General features: G+C 45.2%; 18 protein-coding genes. 10 read left to right on the forward strand and 8 right to left on the reverse strand.

From position 1 onward, the window contains the following. Positions 1-6 precede the first annotated feature (6 nt). Together BGP76_RS13560 and mazG are read right to left on the reverse strand one after the other, a co-directional pair. A complete protein-coding gene (locus tag BGP76_RS13560) occupies positions 7-1,056 on the reverse strand; it encodes an acyltransferase (protein WP_147407473.1) in 1,050 nt (349 codons plus the stop codon). Between the two features lie 11 nt (positions 1,057-1,067). After that, a complete protein-coding gene (gene mazG / locus BGP76_RS13565) occupies positions 1,068-1,868 on the reverse strand; it encodes a nucleoside triphosphate pyrophosphohydrolase (protein WP_073123727.1) in 801 nt (266 codons plus the stop codon). A 119-nt stretch (positions 1,869-1,987) separates the two neighbouring features. Here mazG and BGP76_RS13570 point away from each other — a divergent pair, with 119 nt between their 5' ends. After that, the gene (locus tag BGP76_RS13570; RefSeq protein WP_073123725.1) at positions 1,988-2,218 is read left to right on the forward strand and encodes a hypothetical protein; all 231 of its coding nucleotides are present in this window, start codon (positions 1,988-1,990) and stop codon (positions 2,216-2,218) included. A gap of 113 nt (positions 2,219-2,331) precedes the next feature. Then, the gene (gene glmM / locus BGP76_RS13575) at positions 2,332-3,729 is read left to right on the forward strand and encodes a phosphoglucosamine mutase (RefSeq protein ID WP_073123723.1); all 1,398 of its coding nucleotides are present in this window, start codon (positions 2,332-2,334) and stop codon (positions 3,727-3,729) included. Positions 3,730-3,838: 109 nt separating this feature from the next. On the opposite strand, the gene BGP76_RS13580 is transcribed toward glmM, so the two are convergent. Continuing rightward, a complete protein-coding gene (locus BGP76_RS13580) occupies positions 3,839-4,957 on the reverse strand; it encodes a TRAP transporter substrate-binding protein (protein ID WP_119845095.1) in 1,119 nt (372 codons plus the stop codon). A gap of 262 nt (positions 4,958-5,219) precedes the next feature. On the opposite strand from BGP76_RS13580, the gene clpB reads away from it, so the two are divergent. Then, positions 5,220-7,844: an ATP-dependent chaperone ClpB gene (gene clpB, locus BGP76_RS13585; protein ID WP_119845096.1), complete on the forward strand. Its 2,625-nt coding sequence runs from the start codon at positions 5,220-5,222 to the stop codon at positions 7,842-7,844. Between the two features lie 239 nt (positions 7,845-8,083). Here clpB and BGP76_RS13590 read toward each other — a convergent pair whose 3' ends face one another. Next, positions 8,084-8,455: a DUF1801 domain-containing protein gene (locus BGP76_RS13590; protein WP_119845097.1), complete on the reverse strand. Its 372-nt coding sequence runs from the start codon at positions 8,453-8,455 to the stop codon at positions 8,084-8,086. A 221-nt stretch (positions 8,456-8,676) separates the two neighbouring features. On the opposite strand from BGP76_RS13590, the gene BGP76_RS13595 reads away from it, so the two are divergent. Then, entirely contained in the window at positions 8,677-9,669 is a 993-nt protein-coding gene (locus BGP76_RS13595) for an aspartate-semialdehyde dehydrogenase (RefSeq protein ID WP_073123715.1), read from the forward strand. Positions 9,670-9,734: 65 nt separating this feature from the next. Then, positions 9,735-10,916 carry an SAM-dependent methyltransferase gene (locus tag BGP76_RS13600; RefSeq protein WP_119845098.1) on the forward strand — a complete coding sequence of 394 codons (1,182 nt, stop codon included), beginning with the start codon at positions 9,735-9,737 and terminating at the stop codon, positions 10,914-10,916. Between the two features lie 150 nt (positions 10,917-11,066). Here BGP76_RS13600 and BGP76_RS13605 read toward each other — a convergent pair whose 3' ends face one another. After that, positions 11,067-11,822 (reverse strand): hypothetical protein, encoded by a 756-nt coding sequence (locus BGP76_RS13605; RefSeq protein WP_119845099.1) that lies wholly within the window; start codon positions 11,820-11,822, stop codon positions 11,067-11,069. A 219-nt stretch (positions 11,823-12,041) separates the two neighbouring features. On the opposite strand from BGP76_RS13605, the gene BGP76_RS13610 reads away from it, so the two are divergent. From BGP76_RS13610 to BGP76_RS13620, 3 genes are all read left to right on the forward strand, one after another. Further along, positions 12,042-13,103, forward strand: coding sequence for a sensor histidine kinase (locus tag BGP76_RS13610; protein ID WP_255416135.1), 1,062 nt, complete (start codon positions 12,042-12,044; stop codon positions 13,101-13,103). Further along, on the forward strand, positions 13,100-13,804 hold the full coding sequence (locus tag BGP76_RS13615; RefSeq protein WP_073123708.1) for a LytTR family DNA-binding domain-containing protein: 705 nt from the start codon (positions 13,100-13,102) through the stop codon (positions 13,802-13,804). Before BGP76_RS13610 ends, BGP76_RS13615 begins: the two co-directional genes overlap by 4 nt. A gap of 62 nt (positions 13,805-13,866) precedes the next feature. Further along, positions 13,867-14,427 (forward strand): YfiT family bacillithiol transferase, encoded by a 561-nt coding sequence (locus BGP76_RS13620; protein WP_119845100.1) that lies wholly within the window; start codon positions 13,867-13,869, stop codon positions 14,425-14,427. 383 nt (positions 14,428-14,810) lie between these two features. Here the strand turns inward: BGP76_RS13620 and BGP76_RS13625 are convergent, their stop codons facing one another. Both BGP76_RS13625 and gltB read right to left on the reverse strand, forming a co-directional pair. Next, positions 14,811-16,226: a glutamate synthase subunit beta gene (locus BGP76_RS13625; protein WP_119845101.1), complete on the reverse strand. Its 1,416-nt coding sequence runs from the start codon at positions 16,224-16,226 to the stop codon at positions 14,811-14,813. A gap of 2 nt (positions 16,227-16,228) precedes the next feature. After that, positions 16,229-20,725 carry a glutamate synthase large subunit gene (gene gltB / locus BGP76_RS13630; RefSeq protein WP_119845553.1) on the reverse strand — a complete coding sequence of 1,499 codons (4,497 nt, stop codon included), beginning with the start codon at positions 20,723-20,725 and terminating at the stop codon, positions 16,229-16,231. Between the two features lie 230 nt (positions 20,726-20,955). Here gltB and BGP76_RS13635 point away from each other — a divergent pair, with 230 nt between their 5' ends. Then, positions 20,956-22,497, forward strand: coding sequence for a hypothetical protein (locus BGP76_RS13635; RefSeq protein ID WP_073123700.1), 1,542 nt, complete (start codon positions 20,956-20,958; stop codon positions 22,495-22,497). Between the two features lie 162 nt (positions 22,498-22,659). On the opposite strand, the gene BGP76_RS13640 is transcribed toward BGP76_RS13635, so the two are convergent. Continuing rightward, positions 22,660-24,330 (reverse strand): hypothetical protein, encoded by a 1,671-nt coding sequence (locus BGP76_RS13640; protein ID WP_255416136.1) that lies wholly within the window; start codon positions 24,328-24,330, stop codon positions 22,660-22,662. 271 nt (positions 24,331-24,601) lie between these two features. On the opposite strand from BGP76_RS13640, the gene BGP76_RS13645 reads away from it, so the two are divergent. Beyond that, entirely contained in the window at positions 24,602-24,847 is a 246-nt protein-coding gene (locus BGP76_RS13645) for a type B 50S ribosomal protein L31 (RefSeq protein WP_073123698.1), read from the forward strand. The last annotated feature ends 1 nt before the right edge of the window (position 24,848 follow it).

Consider the following 24,848-nt stretch of genomic DNA (forward strand, 5'->3'; position numbering starts at 1 on the left):
CCCCCATCAAACCCGCTTGTTTTTGAACAAAAATTCAAATAATTGAGTCCTTCTTTGGATGAAAATATCCTCCACAAAATGTGTTGATAAAAAAGCCAATACCACCGTTCCTCCAAAGTAAATCACGAAACCAACCACACTATAGCCCCAATAATGCACAATGGGAATCAAAATAAAAAAGTGCCACAGATAGGCATTGTAGCTATAATACGCCAGAATTCTAAACACACGGTGAAATCGAAACTGAGTCAAATACACCAATACATAAGCCAGCAGCAGCGGCGAAGTGATTCTCAAACCCAGCTGATATGTCGTCTGATCTATCTGCGTGATCAGCAGCAACATTCCCCCAGCGATAAGGCAGAAAAAGCCACTTTGAAAAAACTTCAGGTTTCGAATTTGATCTCGGAATAGAAAAATCAAAGCCCCATAACAGAATGCATCGAGACGGTTGTGTGTGTAGGTCGGGTACTCCGCAATATCGGTGTACATCGCCTGCACCTTAGCTATGACACAACAAACAATCACGAAACATGAAAACCAAACGGCATACCTCCGAAATGAAACCCTACTCACCGCAGCTAAAGATACAATCCATATCAAAACATAAAAATGCTCCTCAACACAAAGCGTCCAAACATGCTCAAATGCCCATCTATGTGGAAGGCCCGCATAATTGCGATAGAAAAGAAAATACTGCTTCCATTCACTCAGCTTGGGTAGGTTCTCTCCATAAATCTCTGCAAAAAATAGTTTCCCGATCAAGAATGCCGCAACTAGAAAGAAAAAATAGGAAGGAATAATTTTCGTCCATCTGCTGACGAAGTATCGCTGATTGACCATGGGTTCCTCTCGACTCAGCATCTGTACCACTAAATATCCTGAGAGGATAAAAAAAGCATCGATATCAATGCTGTAAGTCTCTAAAATTTCGAAATGCGTCACGATGACAGACAATGCCGCCATACTCCTGACAAAATCAAACGCCTCTATTCTATCCTCACTTTGGACGATGCGACGGAGCCTGTCGAATATTTTGAGATCAAGAATAGTCACAGGACAACTGACTACAGCGACTTTGCTTTTTCCCAGTAGGCGTCCATCTCTTCTAGGCTCATTTCGCCCATTTGCTTGCCGTCCTTCTTGCTTTCTATCTCTAGGTACTGAAAACGCTTGATGAACTTCTTATTAGTACGCTCTAGGGCCTCTTCGGGATCTATACCAACGAAGCGTGCATAGTTGACCATAGAAAACAGAATATCGCCAAACTCGCTGAGTGCTTCCTCCTTGTTGCCCTGATCGATTTCTACTTTGAACTCCTCCAGCTCCTCTTGAACTTTGCCCCAGACTTGTTCCTGATCATCCCAGTCAAAACCCACTCCACGTGCTTTTTCCTGAATACGCATGGCTTTTACCATCGCGGGGAGCGATTTAGGCACTCCTCCTAATACAGACCTATTGCCTTTTTCTTTGAGCTTGAGTTTCTCCCAGTTGGCCTTGACCTGCTCCTCATCGTCAGCTTTGGTATCACCATAGATGTGTGGGTGTCTGTAGATCAATTTGTCACAGATGGCATGCAGCACATCTGCCACGTCAAAGTCTCCCTTCTCCTGTGCGATCCGAGCGTAAAACACGAGATGAAGCATCAAATCTCCCAATTCCTTTTTCACCTCCTCACCGTCACTTTCTAAGATCGCGTCTGATAGCTCGTAAGTCTCCTCGATAGTCAAGTATCGAAGTGTCTCCCAAGTCTGCTTTTTGTCCCACGGGCAGTTCTCTCGCAGCTCATCCATGACGGTCAATAGTCGATCAAATGCTGCCAATTTTTCAGGACGCTTCACATCTGGCTTACTTCTTGATTCTGACATAATGAATTATTTGAAGGTGATAGTTGTTGACATTAGATAAGGATCTTGGATTCTTTTCGACCCAGATTCAACAAAGCTATTCGCTTTAATGTATAAATTTGCAGCAAGTATTCGAAATTATGACAACAGTACTTTTAGGAATCGGGTTTATAGCGGTGTTTTTCATTTTCATGAGTGTAAGGCTCATTTTCTTGAAAAACGGGGAATTTAAAGGGACGTGTGCTTCGCAGAACCCTTACTTGAACAAAACAGGTGAGCCATGTGGCTACTGTGGCAAGACTATGACACCTGGCGAATCTTGTGGCAACCCAGACAACGAGGTGGATAAGGTCATGAAAAACTTCAAATAACTAACCTAGAAACTAACCGGGGACTAGTTGCATCAGTATTACTAAGTTACATTTCACTTTGTGCTTTGAAAGCTTTGAATACCTTTGCGCTCCCAAAAAAACTACACGCGTAGATGACGTTAATAAAATCAATCTCTGGAATACGGGGAACAATTGGTGGCAAGGAAGGTGAGGCTCTGACACCAAATGATGTTGTAAAATATGCAGCAGCGTTTGGCCAATGGACCAAGGAAAACAGTGACAGCAATAAAATTGTCATTGGTAGAGATGCAAGACCATCAGGTGATTTGATTACCAAGATGGTATCTGGCACCCTACAAAGCCTCGGCATAGATGTAGTCGATCTAGGTCTCTCTACCACTCCTACAGTCGAAATGGCTGTACCCACAGAACAAGCCTCTGGCGGTATCATCATCACAGCAAGCCACAACCCTAACGGCTGGAATGCTCTGAAACTCCTAAACAAAGACGGAGAATTCATCTCAGACGTCCAAGGTCAACGCGTACTAGAAATCGCCGAACAAGGTGAAATCGAATATGTACAGTCTAAGGATCTTGGCTCTTTCGAGAGCAATGACACCTACATCGATTTTCATATCGATAGAATTCTAGAACTAGGACTCGTAGATGTCGAGGCAATACAGGCTGCCAACATGAAGATCGCAGTAGATGCCGTCAATTCTACAGGCGCAATTGCGATTCCTAAGTTGCTAGATAAATTAGGCGTTCAGGATTACAAAATACTATTTGATGAACCAAACGGATTGTTTCCACACAACCCAGAACCACTTCCAGAGAACATCACACACATCTGCAATGAGGTAGAAAACAATCGCTACAATCTTGGGATCGTAGTAGACCCAGATGTGGATCGCTTGGCATTCGTCTCGGACAGTGGCGAGCCATTCGGCGAAGAATACTCACTCGTCATGATCGCTGATTATGTCCTGAAAAACACTCCGGGCAATACAGTGTCTAACATGTCTTCTACACGCGCACTCAAAGATGTCACCTTGAAAAACGGTGGTAGCTACGAAGCATCTGCGGTAGGCGAGGTGAACGTCGTGACCAAAATGAAAGAAACCAACGCCATCATCGGAGGAGAAGGCAACGGCGGCATCATCTACCCAGAGCTCCACTATGGACGTGACGCGCTCGTGGGTATTGCGCTATTTTTGACCGCTCTAGCAAAGTTTGGTAAGTCATCTTCTTTCATGAGAGCGACCTACCCTAACTACCACATCTCCAAAAACAAGATAGACCTTACCAAGGATATTGACGTGGATGATGTACTGGCACAGATTCAGAAAAAGTACGAAAAACACCCGATCAACACCGTGGACGGTGTGAAGATAGATTTTGATAGCGAATGGGTGCACTTGAGAAAGTCAAACACAGAACCCATCATCCGCATCTACTCTGAGTCCGAGTCCAAAAACACCGCCGAGGTACTCGCCAAAAAAATCATGATGGATATCAAAGAAATCGTGACCGAAAAAATCGAGGACTAAAATTCACAAAACACCAACAAAGAAGGCTCATCAATTGATGAGCCTTCTTTGTTTATAAACCTTATTCCCTATATAATATTGAAGTCATCGCTTAAAGCGATGACTTCAATTACACTTTAAAACTACTTGCTCCCTTCCCCTCACTCACCTTGCTCCACACCTCCGCTTTCTTGCGGTAGGCTTGAAAATGCTCATAGACCTTCTTGCTTTGGGGGTCCGTATCGATCATCTCGGTGATCACCTCTTTGGAGGCTTGGCGCAGGGGCGCCAGTACTTCGGGCGAAAAGGCACGAATATCGACACCTTCGTCGATCATTTTTTGGAGATAAATCGCGTTTTGAGCATCGAACTCCAGGAGCATCCATTGATTGAGGCGCATGATAGCTGCATAGAGGATTTCTTGAAGGTCTTTGGGTAGCTCGTTGTACTTGTCCTTGTTCATGGCCATTTCTAATACCGTACCGGGTTCGTGCCAGCCAGGGAAGTAGTAGTGCTTGGCGACCCGATGAAACCCCATCTTGTAGTCATGATAAGGGCCGATCCATTCTGTCGCATCGATCACACCACGCTCTAGGTTGGTGAACAACTCTCCTCCAGCCACGAGGACTGAGGTGCCTCCGACCTTGTTGATGACCTTGCCTCCAATACCAGGCATTCGGATTTTGAGGCCTTTGTAGTCCTCGATGGTGTTGATTTCTTTGTTGTACCAGCCACCTGCTTGCTGGCCAGTGTTGCCTCCAGGTAGTGGGATAAGGTTGAAGGGCGCGTAGATTTCTTCCCAGAGTTTTTGTCCGCCAGCATTGAGTATCCAGGTGTTCATCTGCTGAGCAGACACCCCAAAAGGGATAGACGAAAAAAATGCTGCTGCGGGAATCTTGCCAGCCCAATAGTAGCCCGATCCACTCATCATCTCTACCGCACCATGACTCACGGCATCAAAGCACTCCAAGGATGGAATCAATTCTCCCCCTCCATACACCTCGATTTTGAGGCGACCTCCACTCATTTGTTCCACCCATTTGGCGAGGAGCTTACAGCCTTCTCCCAGTACAGGAAAATTAGGTGGCCATGTCGTGACCATCTTCCATTGGTAGTTATTGTTGAAATTGATGTTTGGGGTTTCGATGGGGGATTTCTCGGTGGTACAGGATGCGAATGCACCCGTCACTCCTGCCGCCAAGGCTAAACTCCCTGCCTTGATGAATTTTCGTCTATTCTGTTCTGACATATCATGCGATTAATGGATCGAAGATAAAGAAAAAGCCCTATTAGTTCTCGGGTCATTTTTTCTAACTTTCTAAAGTATCCACCACTATGCGTGATGACAGGGAGCTACATATCTGTCATCCTGACTTGTTTTTGTGTTAGACACGTCCGATATCGGACACAATGACTTGATTTGAGTCAAAAATCAAAATGGAATAAGAATTGATGAAACCCTATCGCCATTCACATCGAAGGGATGAGTACCAACATAAACAAAGAAGAAAATGAATTTTAATCAATACACAGTCAAATCACAGGAGGTCATCAACAAGGCTGGGGAGATTGTATTGGCGCATGGCCAGCAAGCCATCGAGCCTGCGCATATCCTCAAAGCCATCGTGGAGACCGATGAGAATGTCATAGGATTCATTGTCAAAAAGCTGGGCATCAACAAGGAACAGCTTAGCATCAGGATAGATGAGGTCACGGCGAGTTATGCCAAGGTCAGTGGTGGACAGCCCTACCTATCCAATGAATCCGCCGCTGCTTTGCAAAAAGCAGAAGCTATTGCGAAGAAGCAAAAAGATGAATTTATAGCCATCGAACACTTGATTCTAGGTGTCTTGGCTGGAAAAGATAAAGCCGCTGCGCTACTCAAAGAATTGGGATTCAACCAGAAAGATTTAGAAGCGGCGATACACGAACTAAGAGGAGGAAACAACGTGAATAGTCAAAGTGCAGAGTCCAACTATCAATCACTCGAGCGATACTCCAAGAACCTGAATCAACTGGCCAAGGACGGCAAGATTGATCCGGTGATTGGTCGCGACGAAGAGATCCGACGTGTCTTGCAGATTTTGTCTCGTAGGACCAAAAACAACCCTATGCTGATCGGAGAACCAGGAGTCGGTAAGACTGCCATCGTAGAAGGCATGGCGCAGCGTATCGTCGACGGGGACGTACCCGAAAACTTGAAATCAAAGACCTTGATTTCCTTGGACATGGGAATGCTCGTCGCGGGTGCCAAATACAAAGGGGAGTTTGAGGAGCGGCTCAAAGCCGTCATCAAGGAGGTGCAAGATTCTGCGGGAGAGATCATCCTGTTCATCGATGAGATACACACCCTCGTCGGTGCGGGTGGCGGAGAAGGTGCCATGGATGCGGCCAACTTGCTGAAACCAGCCTTGGCACGTGGCGAACTACATACGATCGGTGCGACCACACTCAAAGAGTATCAGAAATACATCGAGAAAGACAAGGCGCTTGAACGTCGATTCCAGACCGTGATCGTCGATGAGCCCAACGAAGCAGATGCTATTTCTATCCTGCGTGGGATCAAAGACAAATACGAGTTGCATCACGGTGTACGCATCAAAGACGATGCAGTCATCTCAGCAGTGGAGTTGTCGAGTCGCTATATCTCTGATCGCTATTTGCCAGACAAGGCGATCGACCTGATGGATGAGGCTGCCGCCAAAATGCGGATCGAGATCGACTCCATGCCCGAGGAGCTGGACGAACTCAACCGCAAGATCATGCAGTTGGAAATCGAACGTGAGGCGATCCGTCGGGAGAAAAACAAAGAAAGAGAAAAAGTACTCTCACGAGAAATCTCGGACCTGTCCGTACGCCGTGATGACCTCAAGGCCAAGTGGCAGAATGAAAAATCTGTGATCACCGGTATCCAGCAAGAGAAAGAGAACATCGATAAGTTCAAAATCGAAGCGGAGCAAGCGGAGCGTGCAGGAGACTTTGGGCGTGTGGCGGAAATACGCTACGGCAAGATTCAGGAGAGCGAAAAGAAACTCGAAGAACTGAAGGTCAAACTCGTAGAGATGCAGGGCGAAAGCACCCTGCTCAAAGAAGAAGTAGGAGCTGAAGATATCGCAGAGGTAGTTGCCAAATGGACTGGGGTGCCGGTACAAAAGATGCTGCAAAGCGATAGAGAAAAGCTTCTGCACCTAGAAGAGGAGTTGGGAAAACGCGTCGCAGGACAGGAGGAAGCCATCGAGAGTATCTCTGATGCGGTGCGTCGCAGCAGAGCAGGCTTGCACGATCCACAGCGCCCGATTGGTTCGTTTATCTTCCTCGGTACGACGGGTGTGGGTAAGACAGAGTTGGCCAAAGCCCTCGCGGACTACCTCTTCAATGACGAAAATGCCATGGTACGGATCGACATGTCCGAGTACCAAGAGAGTCATGCGGTGAGTAGACTCATCGGAGCACCTCCTGGGTATGTGGGATACGATGAAGGAGGTCAGTTGACTGAGGCGGTGCGAAGAAAACCCTACTCTGTGGTGCTTCTCGATGAGATTGAAAAAGCTCACCCAGATGCCTTCAACGTTTTGTTGCAGGTGTTAGATGATGGGCGATTGACGGACAACAAGGGCCGAATCGCCAACTTCAAGAACACGATTATCATCATGACAACCAACATTGGAGCGGGGTTGATTCAAGACAACTTTGCACAAATGGACTTTGACAATGAGGACGAGATCATCGATAAGACCAAACGCGAAGTAATGGAGATGCTCAAGAAGTCGGTGAGACCGGAGTTCTTGAACCGGGTCGATGAGACCATCGTCTTTAGACCACTGGATCGTGCCAATATCCGAAAAATCGTCGAGATACAGTTTAGACTAATCAAAAGGCGTCTGGCTGAAAACGGCGTGAAGCTTGAAGCTTCGCCCGAGGTACTGGATCGATTGGGAGAGCTGGGGTATGACCCGCAGTATGGGGCTAGACCGCTCAAGCGTGTCATCCAAAAGCAGATTCTCAACGAGCTATCCAAACAGATACTCGCAGGCAAGATCAGCAATGAGGCGGTAATTGGTATCACACTCAATGACGACAGGGAGATCGAGTTTATCAATCTCGATGAGGTCGAAATAGAGAAAGAAGTCAAGTAGCAATAAGTGAAAAGCCAGTTCGAAAGAGCTGGCTTTTTTGTCTTGAAGCTTCGGTGCTGCCTCTCTGTGCTTCGAGCCCCTCAGCATGACAGGACAAGTTTTTGAAGTCTCTTTGACAGATTAAAATTAGCTATAGAAATCAATAAGAATGTACCCCAGCTATAGCAAGCAGCTCCCCCCCCCATGTTACCCAGAGACGAAAGGTTAACAAGCCCTTCTTGGGCAAGTAGATAGGTTTATTACCCCAGCTTCATCGGCTTGTGCTCCACGGTCTCATCTAGTAGATAGGCTTCATGCAGCACTTGATTCAAGACTTCTTCATCTACTTCTTCGATGGATGAATAGGTGATTCCAGCCATTCTCTTTCTGTCTTTGAAATCCAAGACGCCCGACTCATTGGATAGCTCTCTGGCTCGCCAGAACACTATTTCAACCGACCCATCCTTGAAAGGGTTCAAGTGGCAAACGGGGCTTTTTATTTTGTAGCAGGGCAAGCTGTAGCTGATCTTCCCTTGAATCTTTGGGTGCTGCGAGATAATCTGGTGCAGATGCTGTAGCAGAGCCGACTGTGCCGCAGGCTTGCTATGAATATAAGTAAGGATGGCGTTCATACCAGACCAAAACTAATAAAGACGATAAATAGTTAGCCATAGCAGCATTTGAAATTTATCTGTTAGAATCTTGAGACTCCCTAGCTAAGAAGTTAAAATATTAACAGAACCGCCCATTCCTTGACAATTCTTAAGGATGCCCCTCTATATCAATTGCTTCTTGTCGGATTTGAGCTAGTTTTGCCCTTCGAAATTAGAACACAACTAAAAGGAACATCATAATGAAACTTGCAGTAGTAGGAGCAACAGGACTAGTAGGGACAGAAATACTAGAGGTGTTGAAGGAAAGAAATTTTGAATATGACGAATTGTTATTGGTCGCATCTGCTCGCTCAGCGGGTAAGCAGATCGAGTACCAAGGCAAGACCTATACCGTGATTGGTTTGGAAGATGCTGTAGCAGCCAAGCCAGACATCGCCATCTTCTCAGCTGGAGGGGGCACTTCCCTAGACTGGGCACCTAAGTTTGCCGAAGTAGGCACGATCGTCATCGACAACTCTTCTGCATGGAGAATGGATCCTACCAAAAAATTAGTCGTACCAGAAATCAACGGAGATGCCATCACCATCGATGACCGCATCATCGCCAACCCTAACTGCTCTACCATTCAGATGGTATTGGTATTAGGGCCTTTGCACCAAAAATACGGGATCAACCGTGTGATCGTATCGACCTACCAGTCTGTGACTGGATCAGGAAAAGGAGCTGTAGACCAAATGATGGCTGAGCGTGCTGGCGAAACACCAGAGATGGTGTACCCACACAAAATCGACATGAACGTACTGCCACACATCGACGTGTTCCAAGACAATGGCTATACCAAAGAGGAAATGAAAATGACCAACGAAACGGTCAAAATCCTCAGAGACGAAAAAGTAAAAGTATCCGCTACATGTGTGAGAATCCCAACCATGGGCGGTCACTCAGAAGCGGTCAATATCGAGTTTGACAATCCATATGACTTAGAAGAAGTGAAATCTATTCTATCTAAAGTACCCGGTCTAGTAATCCAAGACGATGTGGCTAACAACGTATACCCAATGCCATTGACGGCTCACAAGAAGGACGAGGTATTCGTCGGCCGTATCAGAAAGGACGAGTCTAAAGAAAATGCACTCAACCTCTGGATCGTAGCGGACAACCTCAGAAAAGGAGCTGCTACCAATGCCGTTCAGATCGCACAGTACGTCACCGAAAACAACTTGGTGTTGTAAGACATTCCTATTTTAGCGAAGGCTGGTTCGGATTTGTATAAATTTGGATCAGCCTTTTTTTGTTTATGACCGAAGCACTTCTGACCCCCGCAATACAGCAGTTCATCCAAGAACACAGAGACGATGATCCAGCGCAACTCGCACTGCAGGCCAGAAAATATCCAGACATCCCTATGCAGTGGGTAGCGCACCAGATCAAATGCTACCAGAAGGCAAAAAGTAAGATTCCTGCATTCGCAGAAAAATCAATCATCATCTACCCTCCAGGAATCTCACTGGAGCAGAGTTCGTCCGAAGCTACTGCACAATACAAAGCACGATTGATTCAAGGTAATTCCGTGACAGACCTAACGGCAGGCTTTGGGATAGACACCTACTACCTCTCTCAGCATATCGAGACAGTCATCGCTCTAGAGCGCAATCCAGACTTAATTCCCATCGTCAACCACAACTGGGACGTACTCGGAGTGAAAAACATCACTTATCACCAGACAGAGGCAGAGACTTATCTTAGTACGGAAAAGAACCCTACTGACCTCTACTTTATAGATCCCGCGAGACGTGATGATGTCAATCATAGGCTCCATCTCATCGAAGACTGTCAGCCCAACCTCCTACACATCCTACCCGCTCTCATGGAGAGAAAAGCAGAAGTGTGGATCAAGTTGTCACCGCTTCTAGACATTCATCAGGCACTAGAAAAAATCGCCCACGTAGCAGAGGTACATGTAGTCTCTGTGCAAAATGAATGCAAAGAGCTTCTCCTCCGAGTCATCCCTAATCACAGCACCGAACCAATCATCCATGCAGTAAATCTGACCAAACAAGGTGATGAAATTTTGAAATTTTGCTATTCGGAGGAAAGCGATGAAATAAACTACAACCTACCACTACACTACCTCTACGAACCGAATGCCTCGATCATGAAAGCTGGAGGGTTCAAAGCTGTCGCGAAAAAATACGCTCTCAGCAAACTTCATCGAAACTCTCACTTGTACACTTCTGACGAACTTGTACCTAACTTCTCTGGGCGAAGCTTCAAGATAGAAGCATTAACTGTTCTCAACAAAAAAAAGCTGAAAACCTATCTTCCAGCCAACAAAGCCAATATCACCGTCCGAAACTACCCCAATACCATACAAGAGATACGAAAAAAAACCTCCATCAAAGACGGAGGTTCTGTATATCTATTTGCTACCACACTGATGGACGGCAATCCTAAAGTGCTAGTCTGTAGTCGGGTTTGATTTATTCCTAGTGAAACAATCTGGAGCGGTAGCCAATAGTTCCGTTGACATAGTGAAACAATCCGGAGCGGTAGCCAATAGTTCCGTTGACATAGTGAAACAATCCGGAGTGGTAGTCAATAGTTCCGTTGACGTAGTGAAACAATCTGTTTACTTTACCGCCTCATTAAACAACGCTAGTAGAGACTTTTCTCCTGCGAGCTTCTCACGGATTGCTGATTGCAGGTAGCTTGGTATTTGGTCTCCAGCTTCTAATTTTGACTCTACATCACCGAGCATGTCTAGCAACTCCTGCTGATCATCACGATCCAATTCGTCCACCAGCTCTATCAATGTACTGATTTTAGAAGCGTCCTTCTTGGCTACAAGTGCTTGCTCTTTCGCATCAGATTTTTGATCGATACAAGCATTATAATCGATGATGGTTTGATCTAAGTCTGACTTATTGTACTCCCCAGACTCCAGCTTGGCCGATACGTCTTCACATTCGGTCAGGAACTCCAAAAGTCTCTTTTTGAAACCAATATTACTGACAATATGTTGACGACCATCAGCAGTCACGAGCAGTTGACCCGCATAGTCAGAAGTATTGGTTTTTGGATCCGCATAGCGATAGAGATTCAAGTAACTGCCCTCTTGTTCCACTTCCATAAACTGGTATCTCCCACGAAATTTAACCGTCACATACTTCTGATCCTTCTTTTGTATCTCCCTGACCTCTGCCGCACCGAAACGGTGCTTTTTCTTCCCTACTTTGACCGATACGCGATCCGCCTGATACTCACCACCCGTTTGGATGAGGACTTTCCCGACTAGGGTGTCCATCTTGGCAGTGATGATTTGATCTTGTGCCTGTGTGGCAAAAAAGAAGGTTAGTAGTACTAAAGTGAACAGATGCTTTTTCATGCGTAAAAATTTTAGCTCAAGCTTATAAAAAATATTTTAGAATCAACAAAGCTAGGTCGCCTTTGTGAATCACAAAGAACATAAGGAAGGTATAATAATAATGCTATGTTGACAATAATAGTTGTCTCATACTATTCCCATGGGTAGTTGGGTATGGGCAACCTGCTGTCTGGTCTACGGTTATAGTGTTTTGTTTACGCTAGAGGTATATTTGTTAGGATGGGAAAAATAGAAATGATCGTCAAGTACCTCTTTCAAAGCAGGGTCGTGAGCCATATCTTCTTTTGGGGCTCCTATGTTTTGTTTTATACTCTACTGTGGGGCAGCTATGACGATGATTATGTTGGCAGCTTCGCGATCCAGCTCATGTTCGTACCCGTCAAGATGCTACTGACCTACTATACCCTCTACATCCTACTCCCCAAATACATCCTCAAAGGTCGTTGGCTACCCTTTGTGTTTCTTCTCATCGCATCAGCATTCACTGGGGGCGCACTGTATCGACTGATCGCATACTACATAGAGTACCCGCTTTACTTTCCGCAATACATCGATGGAGACCCGCTCAATTTCTACAAAATCATCAAGGGCATCATGGACATATACATCGTTGTATTCCTAGCACTCGTGATCAAGCTTCTCAAATACTGGTATGTCAACCAGCAGGACAAACAAATCTTGGCGCATGAAAAACTAGAAGCTGAACTAAAATTCCTCAAGACTCAGATAAACCCACACTTTCTATTCAACACCCTCAACAACCTCTATGCGCTAACGCTTAAAAAATCCGACTATGCCCCAGAAGTAGTGCTAAAACTGTCTGAAATGATCAATTACATGCTCTATGAATGCAATGCCCATAAAGTACTCCTCGATAATGAACTCAACTTCATCAAAAACTATATAGAAATCGAACGTATGCGTCACGGAGATGACTTAGATATCAAGGCCATGATCAATGGTGACAGTGCTAATGTGTATATCGCTCCAATGATCCTACTGCCTTTTATAGAAAACAGTTTCAAGCACGGTATCAATGAAGAACTGAATAAGTCTTGGATCGATTTTGATCTCACTGTGACGGATGAGCAGCTAGTACTCAAACTCGCCAATAGCAAAAGTGAAACACAACACCTCATCGAATCGAACCAAGGAATCGGTCTCACGAATGTAAAACGCCGCCTAGACCTCCTGTACAAAAAAGGCTACAGCCTAGAGATCCATGACGAACAGCGCTCCTATACTGTATCCCTTTCCATCAACTTAAACCTAGAGAAATGAAAATCAAATGTATAACTGTAGACGATGAACCACTGGCATTAGAAATCATCGAATCCTATATAGACCGCATGGACTGCCTCGAGCTCGTCGGTCAGTTTCGAAATGCCATCAAAGCTTTTGATTTTTTGCAAAGTGGCGCGGAAGTGGATCTCATCTTTTTGGATATCCAAATGCCCAAACTCACAGGGATTGACTTCCTCAAAACAATTCAAAACAAACCTAAAGTCATCCTCACCACTGCCTATCGCGAATATGCACTAGAAGGTTTCGAACTAGAAGTATTGGACTATCTCCTCAAACCGATATCCTTCGAGCGCTTCATGAAAGCAGTCTCAAAATACCCACGAGAGTCCAACGAACTCACCGCTCCTCCAGAGAGTGATGACTCTTTTATCTTCTTCAAATCCGACAAAAAGAACATCAAAATCTGTCTAAAAGACGTCCTCTACATCGAAAGCATCAAAGACTATGTCAAAATTCTAACGGAAGACAAAGAGGTCGTCACACATCACAAAATCAGTGAGCTAGAGCGTAAACTGCCTGCTACAGATTTCATCAGAGTACATCGATCGTTCATCGTCAACATCCCTAAGATAGAAAGCTACTCTGCCTGCGAAATAGAGATGACCGAACAAAGTATACCCGTAGGTCGAAACTACAAGGTTGAGGTACTAGAGCGACTAGGTAAAATAGTCTTGTAATCCAGAAAAGAAATCTTAGTATAATTGGGCTTGTCTTCCATCTGAACATTGTATTTTAGACTATGGACGAAAAAACCTTATACAAACTAAAATACCCCATAGGCGAATTTGAAAAGCCTAGCTCTATCACAACTACGCAACGAGAGATGTGGATCAATTCGATTCAGTCTTTTCCAGAGGGCATCAAACAACTAACCGATGGTCTATCCATAGTGCAGCTCAACTGGCCCTACCGACCTGATGGCTGGACGATCAAACAAGTCGTACACCACTGCGCCGATAGCCACATGAATAGCCTCATGCGTTTCAAACTCGCATTGACAGAAGATTCTCCCGAGATTAGACCCTACCATGAAGACCGCTGGGCACAACTAATCGATTCACAGGATGATGATTTGTCCTACACCCTCATGCTCCTCGAAGGGCTACACTACCGACTGGTCAGCGTGATCAAAAATCTCAGCAAAACAGATTTGCAGCGTGAGTTTGTGCACCCAGAGCATGGTAAGCGATTTACTTTGGAAGAGACCATAGGCACCTATGCTTGGCACTCCGAGCACCATCTCGCTCACATCCAACAAGCTCTAAATGCTGGTGGAAAGTTCTCTCCAGCCAATCCATAGAGCTGGGGAATGCCCACTTATATCTATTGGTTTTATCATTTTACATTTGTTATTCTTGGGACAGAAAAGGACGCTACTCTGAGTTCGATTTTAAGAATGAGCAACAAAAACATCATCCACAGAAGCCGTCTTGTCTAGTCTTTTTACTCCAAGATACTAAAAAAGAAAAACCCCGATGACATATGTCATCGGGGTTTTCAACAGACAACTTCCAAATCTTAGCCTGCCAAAGGCAAACAAGTTGAAGTCCTTTCCAACTACAATATGAGAAAACTACTTGTCTTCCTATCTCCAACTGCTACGGAGACAAATATTGTAATTTGGGTCAAAATGCAGTGATTATTTGTAATAACAATTCAATGCGTCAATGCCCTAACCGAACGTTAAGCCATCAAATATTTGTTGACCGAATAGGCAGCCTTTCGGCCTTCGCTGATCGCCCATACGACGAGCGATTGCCCTCTACGACAGTCTCCTGCTGCAAAGATATTTTCCTTATTCGTTCGGTACATTTCGTCTTTGATATTGCCTCGCTCATTGGTCTCGATACCGAGTTGCTCCAGCAAGCCCTCTTTCTGCGGGTGCATAAACCCGATCGCTAGATATGCTCTATCACATGGTAGGATACGCTCCGAGCCAGCCACTTCGTTGAACTGGAACTTAGACTTGTCCGTCCACTCTACGTCTACGACTTTGAGTCCTGTGACCTGCCCTTGCTCGTTTCCGATAAACTCCTTGGTGAGGATAGACCAGTTTCGCTCCGCACCTTCCTTCTGAGAAGTCGATGTTCTGAGTACCAAAGGCCACTCTGGCCAAGGATTGGTCGCTTCTCTGCTCTCAGAGGGCTTATCAAGTAGCTCAATTTGTGTCACTGTTTGTGCGCCTTGTCTGATGGACGTACCCACACAATCAGAGCCCGTATCACCGCCACCGATCACGATGACGTGTGCATCTTTGGCATTCATCTCGTCTACGATCTTCGCGTCCTCACCAGACACCACTTTATTGGAGTTCTTTAAGAACTTCATCGCCAGATGAATCCCCTCTAGCTCTCTCCCAGGTATCGGTAGATCTCTCGCTACGGTACTACCCGTCGTGATCGTGATTGCGTCAAATTTCTCCTCGATCTCTTTGGCATCTATGTCTTTGCCAATCTCCACACCACACTCGAACTTCACACCAGAGGCTTTCATCAGGTCAACACGTCTCTCGACTACTTTCTTGTCCAATTTGAAATCTGGAATACCAAACCTCAACAATCCACCAGGCTGTGTATCACGCTCGAACACTGTCACGTCATGGCCTTGCTTGCACAACTGCTCGGCAGCAGCCAATCCAGCAGGTCCTGAACCAATCACGGCCACAGACTTTCCTGACTTGACCATAATCTCGTGTGGTGTTTCCCAGCCATTGGCGAAAGCCTCCTCTGCGATAGTCTTCTCGATGTGCTCGATACTAACAGGGTCTTTGTTGATCCCAAGGACACATGACCCCTCACATGGAGCGGGACAGATACGTCCTGTAAACTCTGGAAAGTTGTTGGTGCTTTTCAAAATCCCCCAAGCTTCCTTGAAGTCCTTGCGGTACACCGCATCGTTGAAATCAGGAATTTTATTACCTAAAGGACACCCACTATGGCAAAAAGGAATCCCACAATCCATGCAACGTGCCGCTTGCTCGTTGGTCTCTTGCTCAGAGACAGGCTTCACAAACTCCTTGTAATGCTTCGTTCTCTCGTCGACCTCTTCGTATTGCAATGCGTGTCGGTCGTATGTCAAAAATCCGTCTACTTGTCCCATCCTTATGCGATCTCTTTTTTAGCTAACTTTTGTTTCTCTAGTACTGCTTTGTACTCTGTCGGGATCACCTTGACAAATTTGCCTTTGGCTGATTCCCAGTTGTCCAGTAGTCCAAAGGCTACTTTGCTGTCTGTAAATCTCTGGTGCTTGTTGATCATCTCATGGATGAAATCAAAATCCTCCGCACTTGGCGTTTCTAGCTCCACCATCTCCATGTTGCATCTTGACGCAAAGTCAAAATTGTCTACATAGATGTAAGCAATCCCTCCACTCATACCTGCAGCGAAGTTTTTGCCCGTCTCACCGAGTACGATCACACGACCGCCAGTCATGTACTCACACCCGTGATCTCCGAGCCCTTCGGTGATGGCTGTCGCGCCTGAGTTTCTCACAGCGAATCTTTCTCCGGCCTTACCGTTGGCATAGAGTTCACCAGAGGTCGCTCCGTATAGGTTCACGTTACCCACGATGATGTTGTCTGCTGCCACGAGATCAGACTTCTTATTTGGTGAGACGATGATTCGTCCACCTGACAAGCCTTTTCCTACATAGTCATTGGCTTCCCCTTCGAGATTGAAGGTAATCCCGTGTGCGAGGAAAGCACCAAAACTCTGTCCTGCCGATCCGACGAACTTCACCTTGATGGTATCTTCTGCCAGTCCGTTGGGTCCATGCAGACGAGCCAATTGGCCTGAGAGCATTGCACCTGTCGTTCTGTTTTGGTTGTTGATCGGATACTCTAGTTTCACCTTCTCCTTGTTGTCCAAGGCTGGTGCAGCATCTTTGATCAGTGTATTGTCAATCACGATATCCAATTCGTGATCTTGGTTTTCTGTTTTGCAAGACAGGCCATCTTCTGCTGAGTGGAATGGATTCTGAAGCAAGGCTTCCAAATCGATGTTGCCCGCATGCTCTGCTGCCAACGAACGATCGAAAGTCAACAAATCCGTACGTCCGATCAGTTCATCCACTGATTTGACACCCAACTCTGCCATCACCTCTCTGAGTCCCTGCGCCAAGAACTGGAAGAAATTGACAATGTGATCGACCTGACCAGAGAACAATTGTCTCAAGGCAGGGTTCTGCGTCGCGACTCCCACTGGGCAAGTGTTCAAGTGACATTTTCTCATCATGATACAGCCCTCTACGACGAGTACTGCAGTAGAGATACCCCACTCCTCTGCACCGAGGATAGCCGCAATGGCCAAATCACGTGCTGATCTCAACTGACCATCTGTCTGTAGCTTCACTTTCTTTCTGAGGCCGTTCTTTTCCAGAGTCTGGTGCGTCTCCGCTAGACCAATCTCCCAAGGAATGCCCGCATGGTGTACCGAACTGATCGGTGATGCTCCTGTACCGCCATCGTGTCCAGCGATGAGGATATTGTCTGCCTTTGCTTTGGCCACACCTGCTGCAATCGTCCCTACACCAGATTCAGAAACCAACTTGACGTTGATGTCTGCCTGCTGGTTGGTGTTCTTCAAATCATAAATCAACTGCGCCAAATCCTCGATAGAGTAAATATCATGGTGAGGAGGCGGTGAGATCAAGGATACACCCGGTGTACTGTGTCTGATACGACCGATGGTCTCATCGACTTTCTTGCCCGGCAGCTGTCCACCCTCTCCTGGTTTCGCTCCTTGCGCAACTTTAATTTGTATTTCATCTGCGTTGACGAGGTAATGAGCTGTCACACCGAATCGTCCCGAAGCAACCTGCTTGATCGCTGACCTAGACAAGGTACCGTCTGGGTTTGGCTCGTACCGAATGGCGTCCTCTCCACCTTCTCCACTGTTGGATTTTGCGCCGATCTTATTCATCGCCTTGGCGATTGTCGTATGTGCCTCCTCAGAGATCGACCCGAAAGACATCGCTCCTGTCGCAAATCGTGGCAAAATATTCTCTATCGGCTCTACTTCGTCTATGTTGATAGCTCCCTTCGAGTTGAAGTTGAACATACTACGCAGCGTGATGTTGCGCTTCGCTTGGTTGTCCACTTCCTTTTGATAGGTCTTGAACAGCTCATAGTCGCCGAGTCTCGTCGACTTCTGTAGCGCGTGGATGACCTCTGGAGAGAAAAGGTGACGTACGCCATCTCTTTTCCACTGGTACAACCCTCCCGTGCTCAGTGCTGGAGATTCGTTGACTGATTTGAATGCTATGTTGTGATCCTCGAGAATCTCTTTTTCCAATTGCTCGAATCCCTTTCCTGAGATTCTAGATGGCGTCCCTCTGAAACACATATCAGACACCTCAATATCCAAGCCTAGGATTTCGAAAATCTGTGCAGATTCATAAGACTGTATCGTAGAGATACCCATCTTGGAAAGGATTTTTCTCAATCCATAGCCTACTGCTTTTCTGTACTGCTCGAACAATTTGGCAGGATCTGACTCACCTAAAGTATCTCCTTCGCTAAGCATCGTCTCGATCGCCATAAACGGATAAATCGCTGTAGCTCCAAAACCAGTCAAGGTGGCAAAGTGATGCGTCTCGATGATATCACCTCCTTCGATGACCAAACTCGCTTTTGCTCTTTGCTTCGTGCCTAACAAGTGATTGTGCACCGCACCAGTCGCTAGCAAAGAAGGTATTCTTACCTTGTCTGCGGCAACTGCTCTGTTAGAGATGATGACGATACTTGCTCCCCCATTGATCTGCGCTTCTACCTCGGCTGATAAGTCTTCGAGTGCTTGTTTTAGGTTCTTTTGGCTGCTATCGTAGGTCGAATCAACGACAACAGACTTGAATCCCTCTAGATTGATATTTTTGATGTACTCAAACTCAGCGGTCGAAAGCATCGGGCTTTCTATTCTCAATTTGTGTGCGTGCTCTGGGATATGGTCTAGTACGTTGTACGAAGTACCGAGGTAGTTGACCAAGGACATCACCGCTTTCTCTCTGATCGGATCGATCGCAGGGTTAGATACCTGAGCAAACAACTGTTTGACATACTGACTGATGTGCGTACTATGTTCTCTAAACACTGCTAACGCGGTATCGTTACCCATCGAGCCGAGCGGCTCAGTACCGACCTTCAGCATAGGCTCTAGGATGAACTTCACGTCTTCGTTGGTAAACCCGTAAGCGATTTGCTTTTGCGTGAGCTCATCTTCTTTGAGTTCACGTGCAAATGTCTGTGTCTTCACCTGCTCGTTGATTCTCACGAGGTTCTTATCTACCCATTCTTGATACGGCTGGGCATTCGCCAAAAACTCTTTTATTTCCTTGTTGTAAGAAATCTTTCCTGATTGGAGATCCACCATGACCATTTCTCCTGGCCCTAGTCTTTCGTTCTTTGCTACGTTCTCTGGTGCGATATCTACCACTCCTACTTCAGAACTGAGTACGAGTCTATCATCTTTGGTGAATACGATACGCGAAGGTCTCAGGCCGTTTCTATCCAAAGAGGCTCCTATCGTATAACCATCCGTGTACACGAGTGAAGCAGGACCATCCCATGGCTCAAAGATCGTCGAGTGAAATTCGTAAAATGCTTTTTTCTCTGGGCTGATCACGGTCTCCTCTTGCCATGCCTCTGGCACGAGCATCGCCATAGCGTGCTGGATATTGGTACCCCCCATCACCATCAACTCTAAGATGGCATCTAGGTTCGCCGAATCAGAGAATCTACCATTACAAATAGGAGACAATACCTCCAGCTCCTGATCGGTAAAGTTCGTAGAGGTCAATAGTGCCTCACGAGCGGACATCTTGTTGATGTTACCTTTGATCGTGTTGATCTCTCCATTGTGCGCGAGGAACCTAAACGGCTGTGCCAATCTCCACTCTGGGAATGTATTGGTAGAGAATCTAGAGTGAACCAGTGCAATGGCTGATTTGTATCTATCATCTCTCAAATCCGTGTAGAACTCAGGGATCTGCCAAGTTCTCAACTCTCCTTTGAAGATAATGGTCGTTGACGAAAATGACGGCATGTAAAAATCGCTCACTGGGTAAACGCTTTTCACTTTGTGCTCGATCGATTTTCTGAGGACATACAGTGATCTGTTCAGATCAAGTCCTTTTAGATTATCCTTTTTGACAAAAACGTGGTAAATCGTCGGTTCAGATTGCTTGGCAATCTTACCTAACTTCTTATCATTGACGGGTACTTTTCTCAACCATAGGTTGTCGAACCCTAATTCCTCGATCGCCTGAGAGACGATATCTAGGTGACCTTGTTCTTCTTCTAGATTTTTAGGCACGAACAGAACGCCCACACCATATTGCTCTTTTTTAGGAAGCGTTATCTTCTCTTCTTTGGCTACTGCTTCGAAAAATGCATAAGGAACCTGGGTCATGATACCAGCCCCATCGCCAGTTTCACCATCGGCAGCTACACCCCCTCGGTGTTCCATTTTCTCAAGCATGATCAGACCGTCTGACACGATCTTATGGGAAGGCTTATTTTTAATCTGAGCAATAAATCCAATCCCGCAAGAATCCCTCTCAAACTCCGGAGAGTACAATCCTGTATTTTTTATAGTTTGCTTCATAGACATATCCAATAAATAAATGTTGCTTTCGCTGTGCCTTGATGTAGATCTCTCCTAAATTGAGAGTTGTCGGTCAGCACAGATCATTTTCGAGTTTACAAATCTAAATTTTTAATTTTCAAATATTTTAATAGATTAGCAATAACATAACATTCCCAAAACACCCCAAAAATCATTTAACTTTCTGATTTTCAATTTATTAAATCAATAAAAATAGCACCATTAATATCATGTCCAAAATTTCTAGCGCACAGCCACTCTTCCACCTCATAAAGTCCCTGACCAAGTCTGAAAAGCGAAGTTTCAAGCTTTATGTCAGCCGGATCAATGATGAGGCAGATGTCAAGTTCATTACGCTCTTTGATATCCTTGACAAATTAGATGAATACGATGAAAAAATCATCATCAAGAAGATGTCAAATATTAGCAAAGCACAACTGGCTAATCTCAAATCTCACCTGTACAAACAAGTACTACTCGTCCTACGGATCAGTCACCTGAAATCTGACGTAGACATTCAGCTCCGTGAAAACCTTGATTATGTGCGTTTATTGTACAAAAAAGGGCTTTATGATGAGAGTATGAAGCTGCTCAACAAGATCAAATTGACGGCCAATAACTACAAAAAAAATATTTTCAAACTGGCTCTGCTCAACTATGAAAAGAACATAGAAAACCAGCAAATGCTAACCCTAGACACCACGACCACACTGCGTCTAGACCGAGAGACCAAGAGCATCCTCAACAAGATCAATGTCGCCCAGTCATTCTTCTCAGTGGCGCTCCGCATGAAGGCACAATTCCTCAAAGGAGGGATGGCCAGAAGTGAAGATGAGCTCGAAAAAATCAACAAGCTGTTTTACTCCAGTTTGCCAGAATACGACAAAGCACACCTTTCGTTTAGCGAACAGTATAATATGTGTCGCGCCTACTACTGGTACTCCTATTTGATTCAAGATTTTGATTCTTGTGTCAAGTACACGGAGATATGGGTCAGTATTTTCAAAGAGAACAATTTGACACACCTACGCCATGCCGAGTTCCTGAGAGGACTCAACAGGCTGCTGCAGTCACTGTTCCGAATCAACGACCGAGACAGATTCAACATGTACTATGAAGAGCTAATTGAATTTGAAAAGCTGTACATGAAAGCCATCGACTCGAATAGCAAACAACTACTCCTAAGATGTCTCACCATCCAGACGCTGAACAAGTGTTTCATGGAAGGGGAATTCAAAAAGTACGAGCATAGTCTAGGTAGATACCTGCACAAGATTGAGGACAGCATGGACTACATAGATAGAAACAACCAGCTGGTGATCTTCTATAAATCAGCGATACTGTACTTTGGTCTTCAGGAATATGACAAGTGTATCAGCTATCTGGATAGAATTCTAAAGGATCATGACGAACACTTGCGCGAAGACCTAAAAAGCTTCTCTTACATTATATATGTGATCGCTCTCTACGAAATGCGTGATTACAAAAAGCTGGAGAAAATCAGAAAGCGTGCCTTCGTCTACCTCAGACAGCGCAATATTCTAGGTAAGTTCCACCACATCATCTTGCAGTTCATTAAAAGATCGGAGGACATTATGCCTCTAGACCTAAAAGGTGAACTGAAAAACTTAAGGCTGAGCCTAGAGCCGCTGAGAGAAGACAAGTTCGAATCAAAGCCTTTGCTGTACTTTGACATCATGAGCTGGTTAGAAAGTAAAATCTCTGGCCGTCCCTTCCTCGAAGTAGTAAAAGAAACTGCAGATAGTAAGTAGGTTGTTTTTCAAAACAAAAACATTGCGCCACGGGGATTTCCTCGTGGCTTTTTTGATCAAAAAAATAAGTTCACCAAGCGACTCTGCACTGAAAAGGTCGGAAACTCGTCTACCGTAGCAGAACACGAAGGAGGGTTAAAACAACAAACTATCGCCCTGCAATTAGAAACTATGGTCTCTCGCTGCTATGTTTAGTCGAATGGCTATCGAGGTGAAATGGGTTGTTTGATCCAAAGACATATCGTCACTATCTTGATTTCGATAAATATGACGCAAATCGATGAACAAATTGTGGCGCAACATGTAGCTAGCCAGGAGATCTATATAGAGTACTTGATTACCAACCCCACCTCCTATATCATAGTTATAATCACCAGAACGCTCATTGTAGTCCTTGAGCACGTCCCCTCCGAAATCTTGCCCAATCGGGTCTGTACCATAGTCCGAAGCTATCGCCTTGGCAGTCAAAAATAGATATTTGATAGGCTGATAGCGTGCGATCAAAACCAGCTCCTTGAAATTCGCTCCTAACGGGTGGGCTAGCGGCTGACGATAATGCGCATAGTTAGTAAATATCGATTCGTGCGAATAGGTAAATGGCCTTGAGAGATTATACTCCGCCTGTAGATCCAGATTTTTCACACCCAATACATTGTAGTATTTCCCCCCAAGCTGAAGCGAGTATTTATTGCCCCACCACCCATTGCCTGCTTTGAGCTCACTCACCACCAGTTCGTCTAGGAGACCCTGACCATAAAGCTGTACACTTTTGACAATGTTCCATTTGAAGTCCATCCCAAAAAGTGCATTGTCTGGACTCCCTGTAAATTGCTCGATCGAGCGATAAAAAATAATTGGGTTCAGGTAGTTCCACTCAAACGCGGAGCTCGTACTGTCTCCACGATGAAAAATGATCGCTTCGAAGACTCCCACATTAAAATTGTCCGTTACATTGAAACTCAAATGATGGGCTGTCATAAACTTCTTCGGAAACACCTCTGTCCCATTAGAACCAAAAGTCGTATATGGTGCATCAGCCACTAGTTCTGTAAATAAATTGGTGTACTGCAATCTCCATACTTTGGTCTGTATTTTTAGGAAAGTACTCGGCGCACTAAAGTCCGACAACAACATCGATCGATACCCATTGCCAATAAAATTCTTGTCATGACCGAATTGTATCCCGATGTGCTTGGTCGCCTGAAAGGTAAAATATCCTCTTGCTGTGAAAAAATCGACCGCTCCATCCTCTCCAAACTTCTTCCAAAAAGCCTCGTTGGGCACCACTCCGTAGGTACTCGTATAGTCCTGCACATACTGCGGAAACAAGGCCTGATTCTCGCCCACGTATGAGTAGAAACCCACCTTATCATCAATGCTCCCGCGTAGTTCCACCCCCCGTGTGTTAGTGAAAGGTCTCGCACCAGCATTGTCATCGATCCCCAGCCCGAGGTACAGTACTGGGCTAACCTTCAACTGGAAGGACTCTTGATTAACATGCAAAAAGTCTGGTTTGGTTCTATAAAACCATTTTAAAAAAGGTTTTTTGCTCGCAGCATAAACCTCCCCCTCACTCACAAACTCCCAGTTATCATTGAGTAAGTAATGTTGGTTGTTTTCATTGGTCGACAGGCTATCGATATGCGTGACGACATCTACCCGGCGATAGGGCTTGTAGCTCGTATGGAGACTAGGACTGACGGTCTTGTTGAGCACCTCTTCACGATCTATCAAGTGGTAATAATCCTGATTCAACGGCGCATAGACACTTTGTCCCAAGACTGTACTCCACATACCCACCACGATCCCTAGCAACAAAACACTTCTCATCATAGACCAAAAATTTAAGAAACAATGATAGGGATTAATTCCTGTCATGACAAGATCCAAACCAAATGACCTATTCTACATGGAGTCGTTTCTAAGTCAACCACTTAGGCTTATGATCAATAAAAGCCTGATAGACAGAAAAGTATTTGAGAAAACATGTTTGTTTTTCAATGCTCTATGCATAATTTTGCCATCCTTTTCTTAGAAAGGAACTGGAAAAACGAAAAATCAAATTCATGGCAAAAACCATGAGCGCAATTAAAACTATAATAAAATGAAAAAAGACATTCATCCAGAGTACAGAGATGTGATCTTCTTTGACACATCTAGTGACTTCAAGTTTATGACTAAGTCTACTATGAACTCAAGCGAAACAATCGAGTGGGAAGATGGTAAAGAATACCCAGTAGTTAAAATAGAAGTTAGCTCTGCTTCACACCCATTCTACACAGGCAAGAAACTATTCGTGGATACTGCTGGTAGAGTTGAGAAATTCAACAAAAGATACAAAAAGAAATAAT

The organism is Reichenbachiella sp. MSK19-1 (assembly GCF_003590315.1).
Classification (GTDB): Bacteria; Bacteroidota; Bacteroidia; order Cytophagales; family Cyclobacteriaceae; genus Reichenbachiella; species Reichenbachiella agariperforans.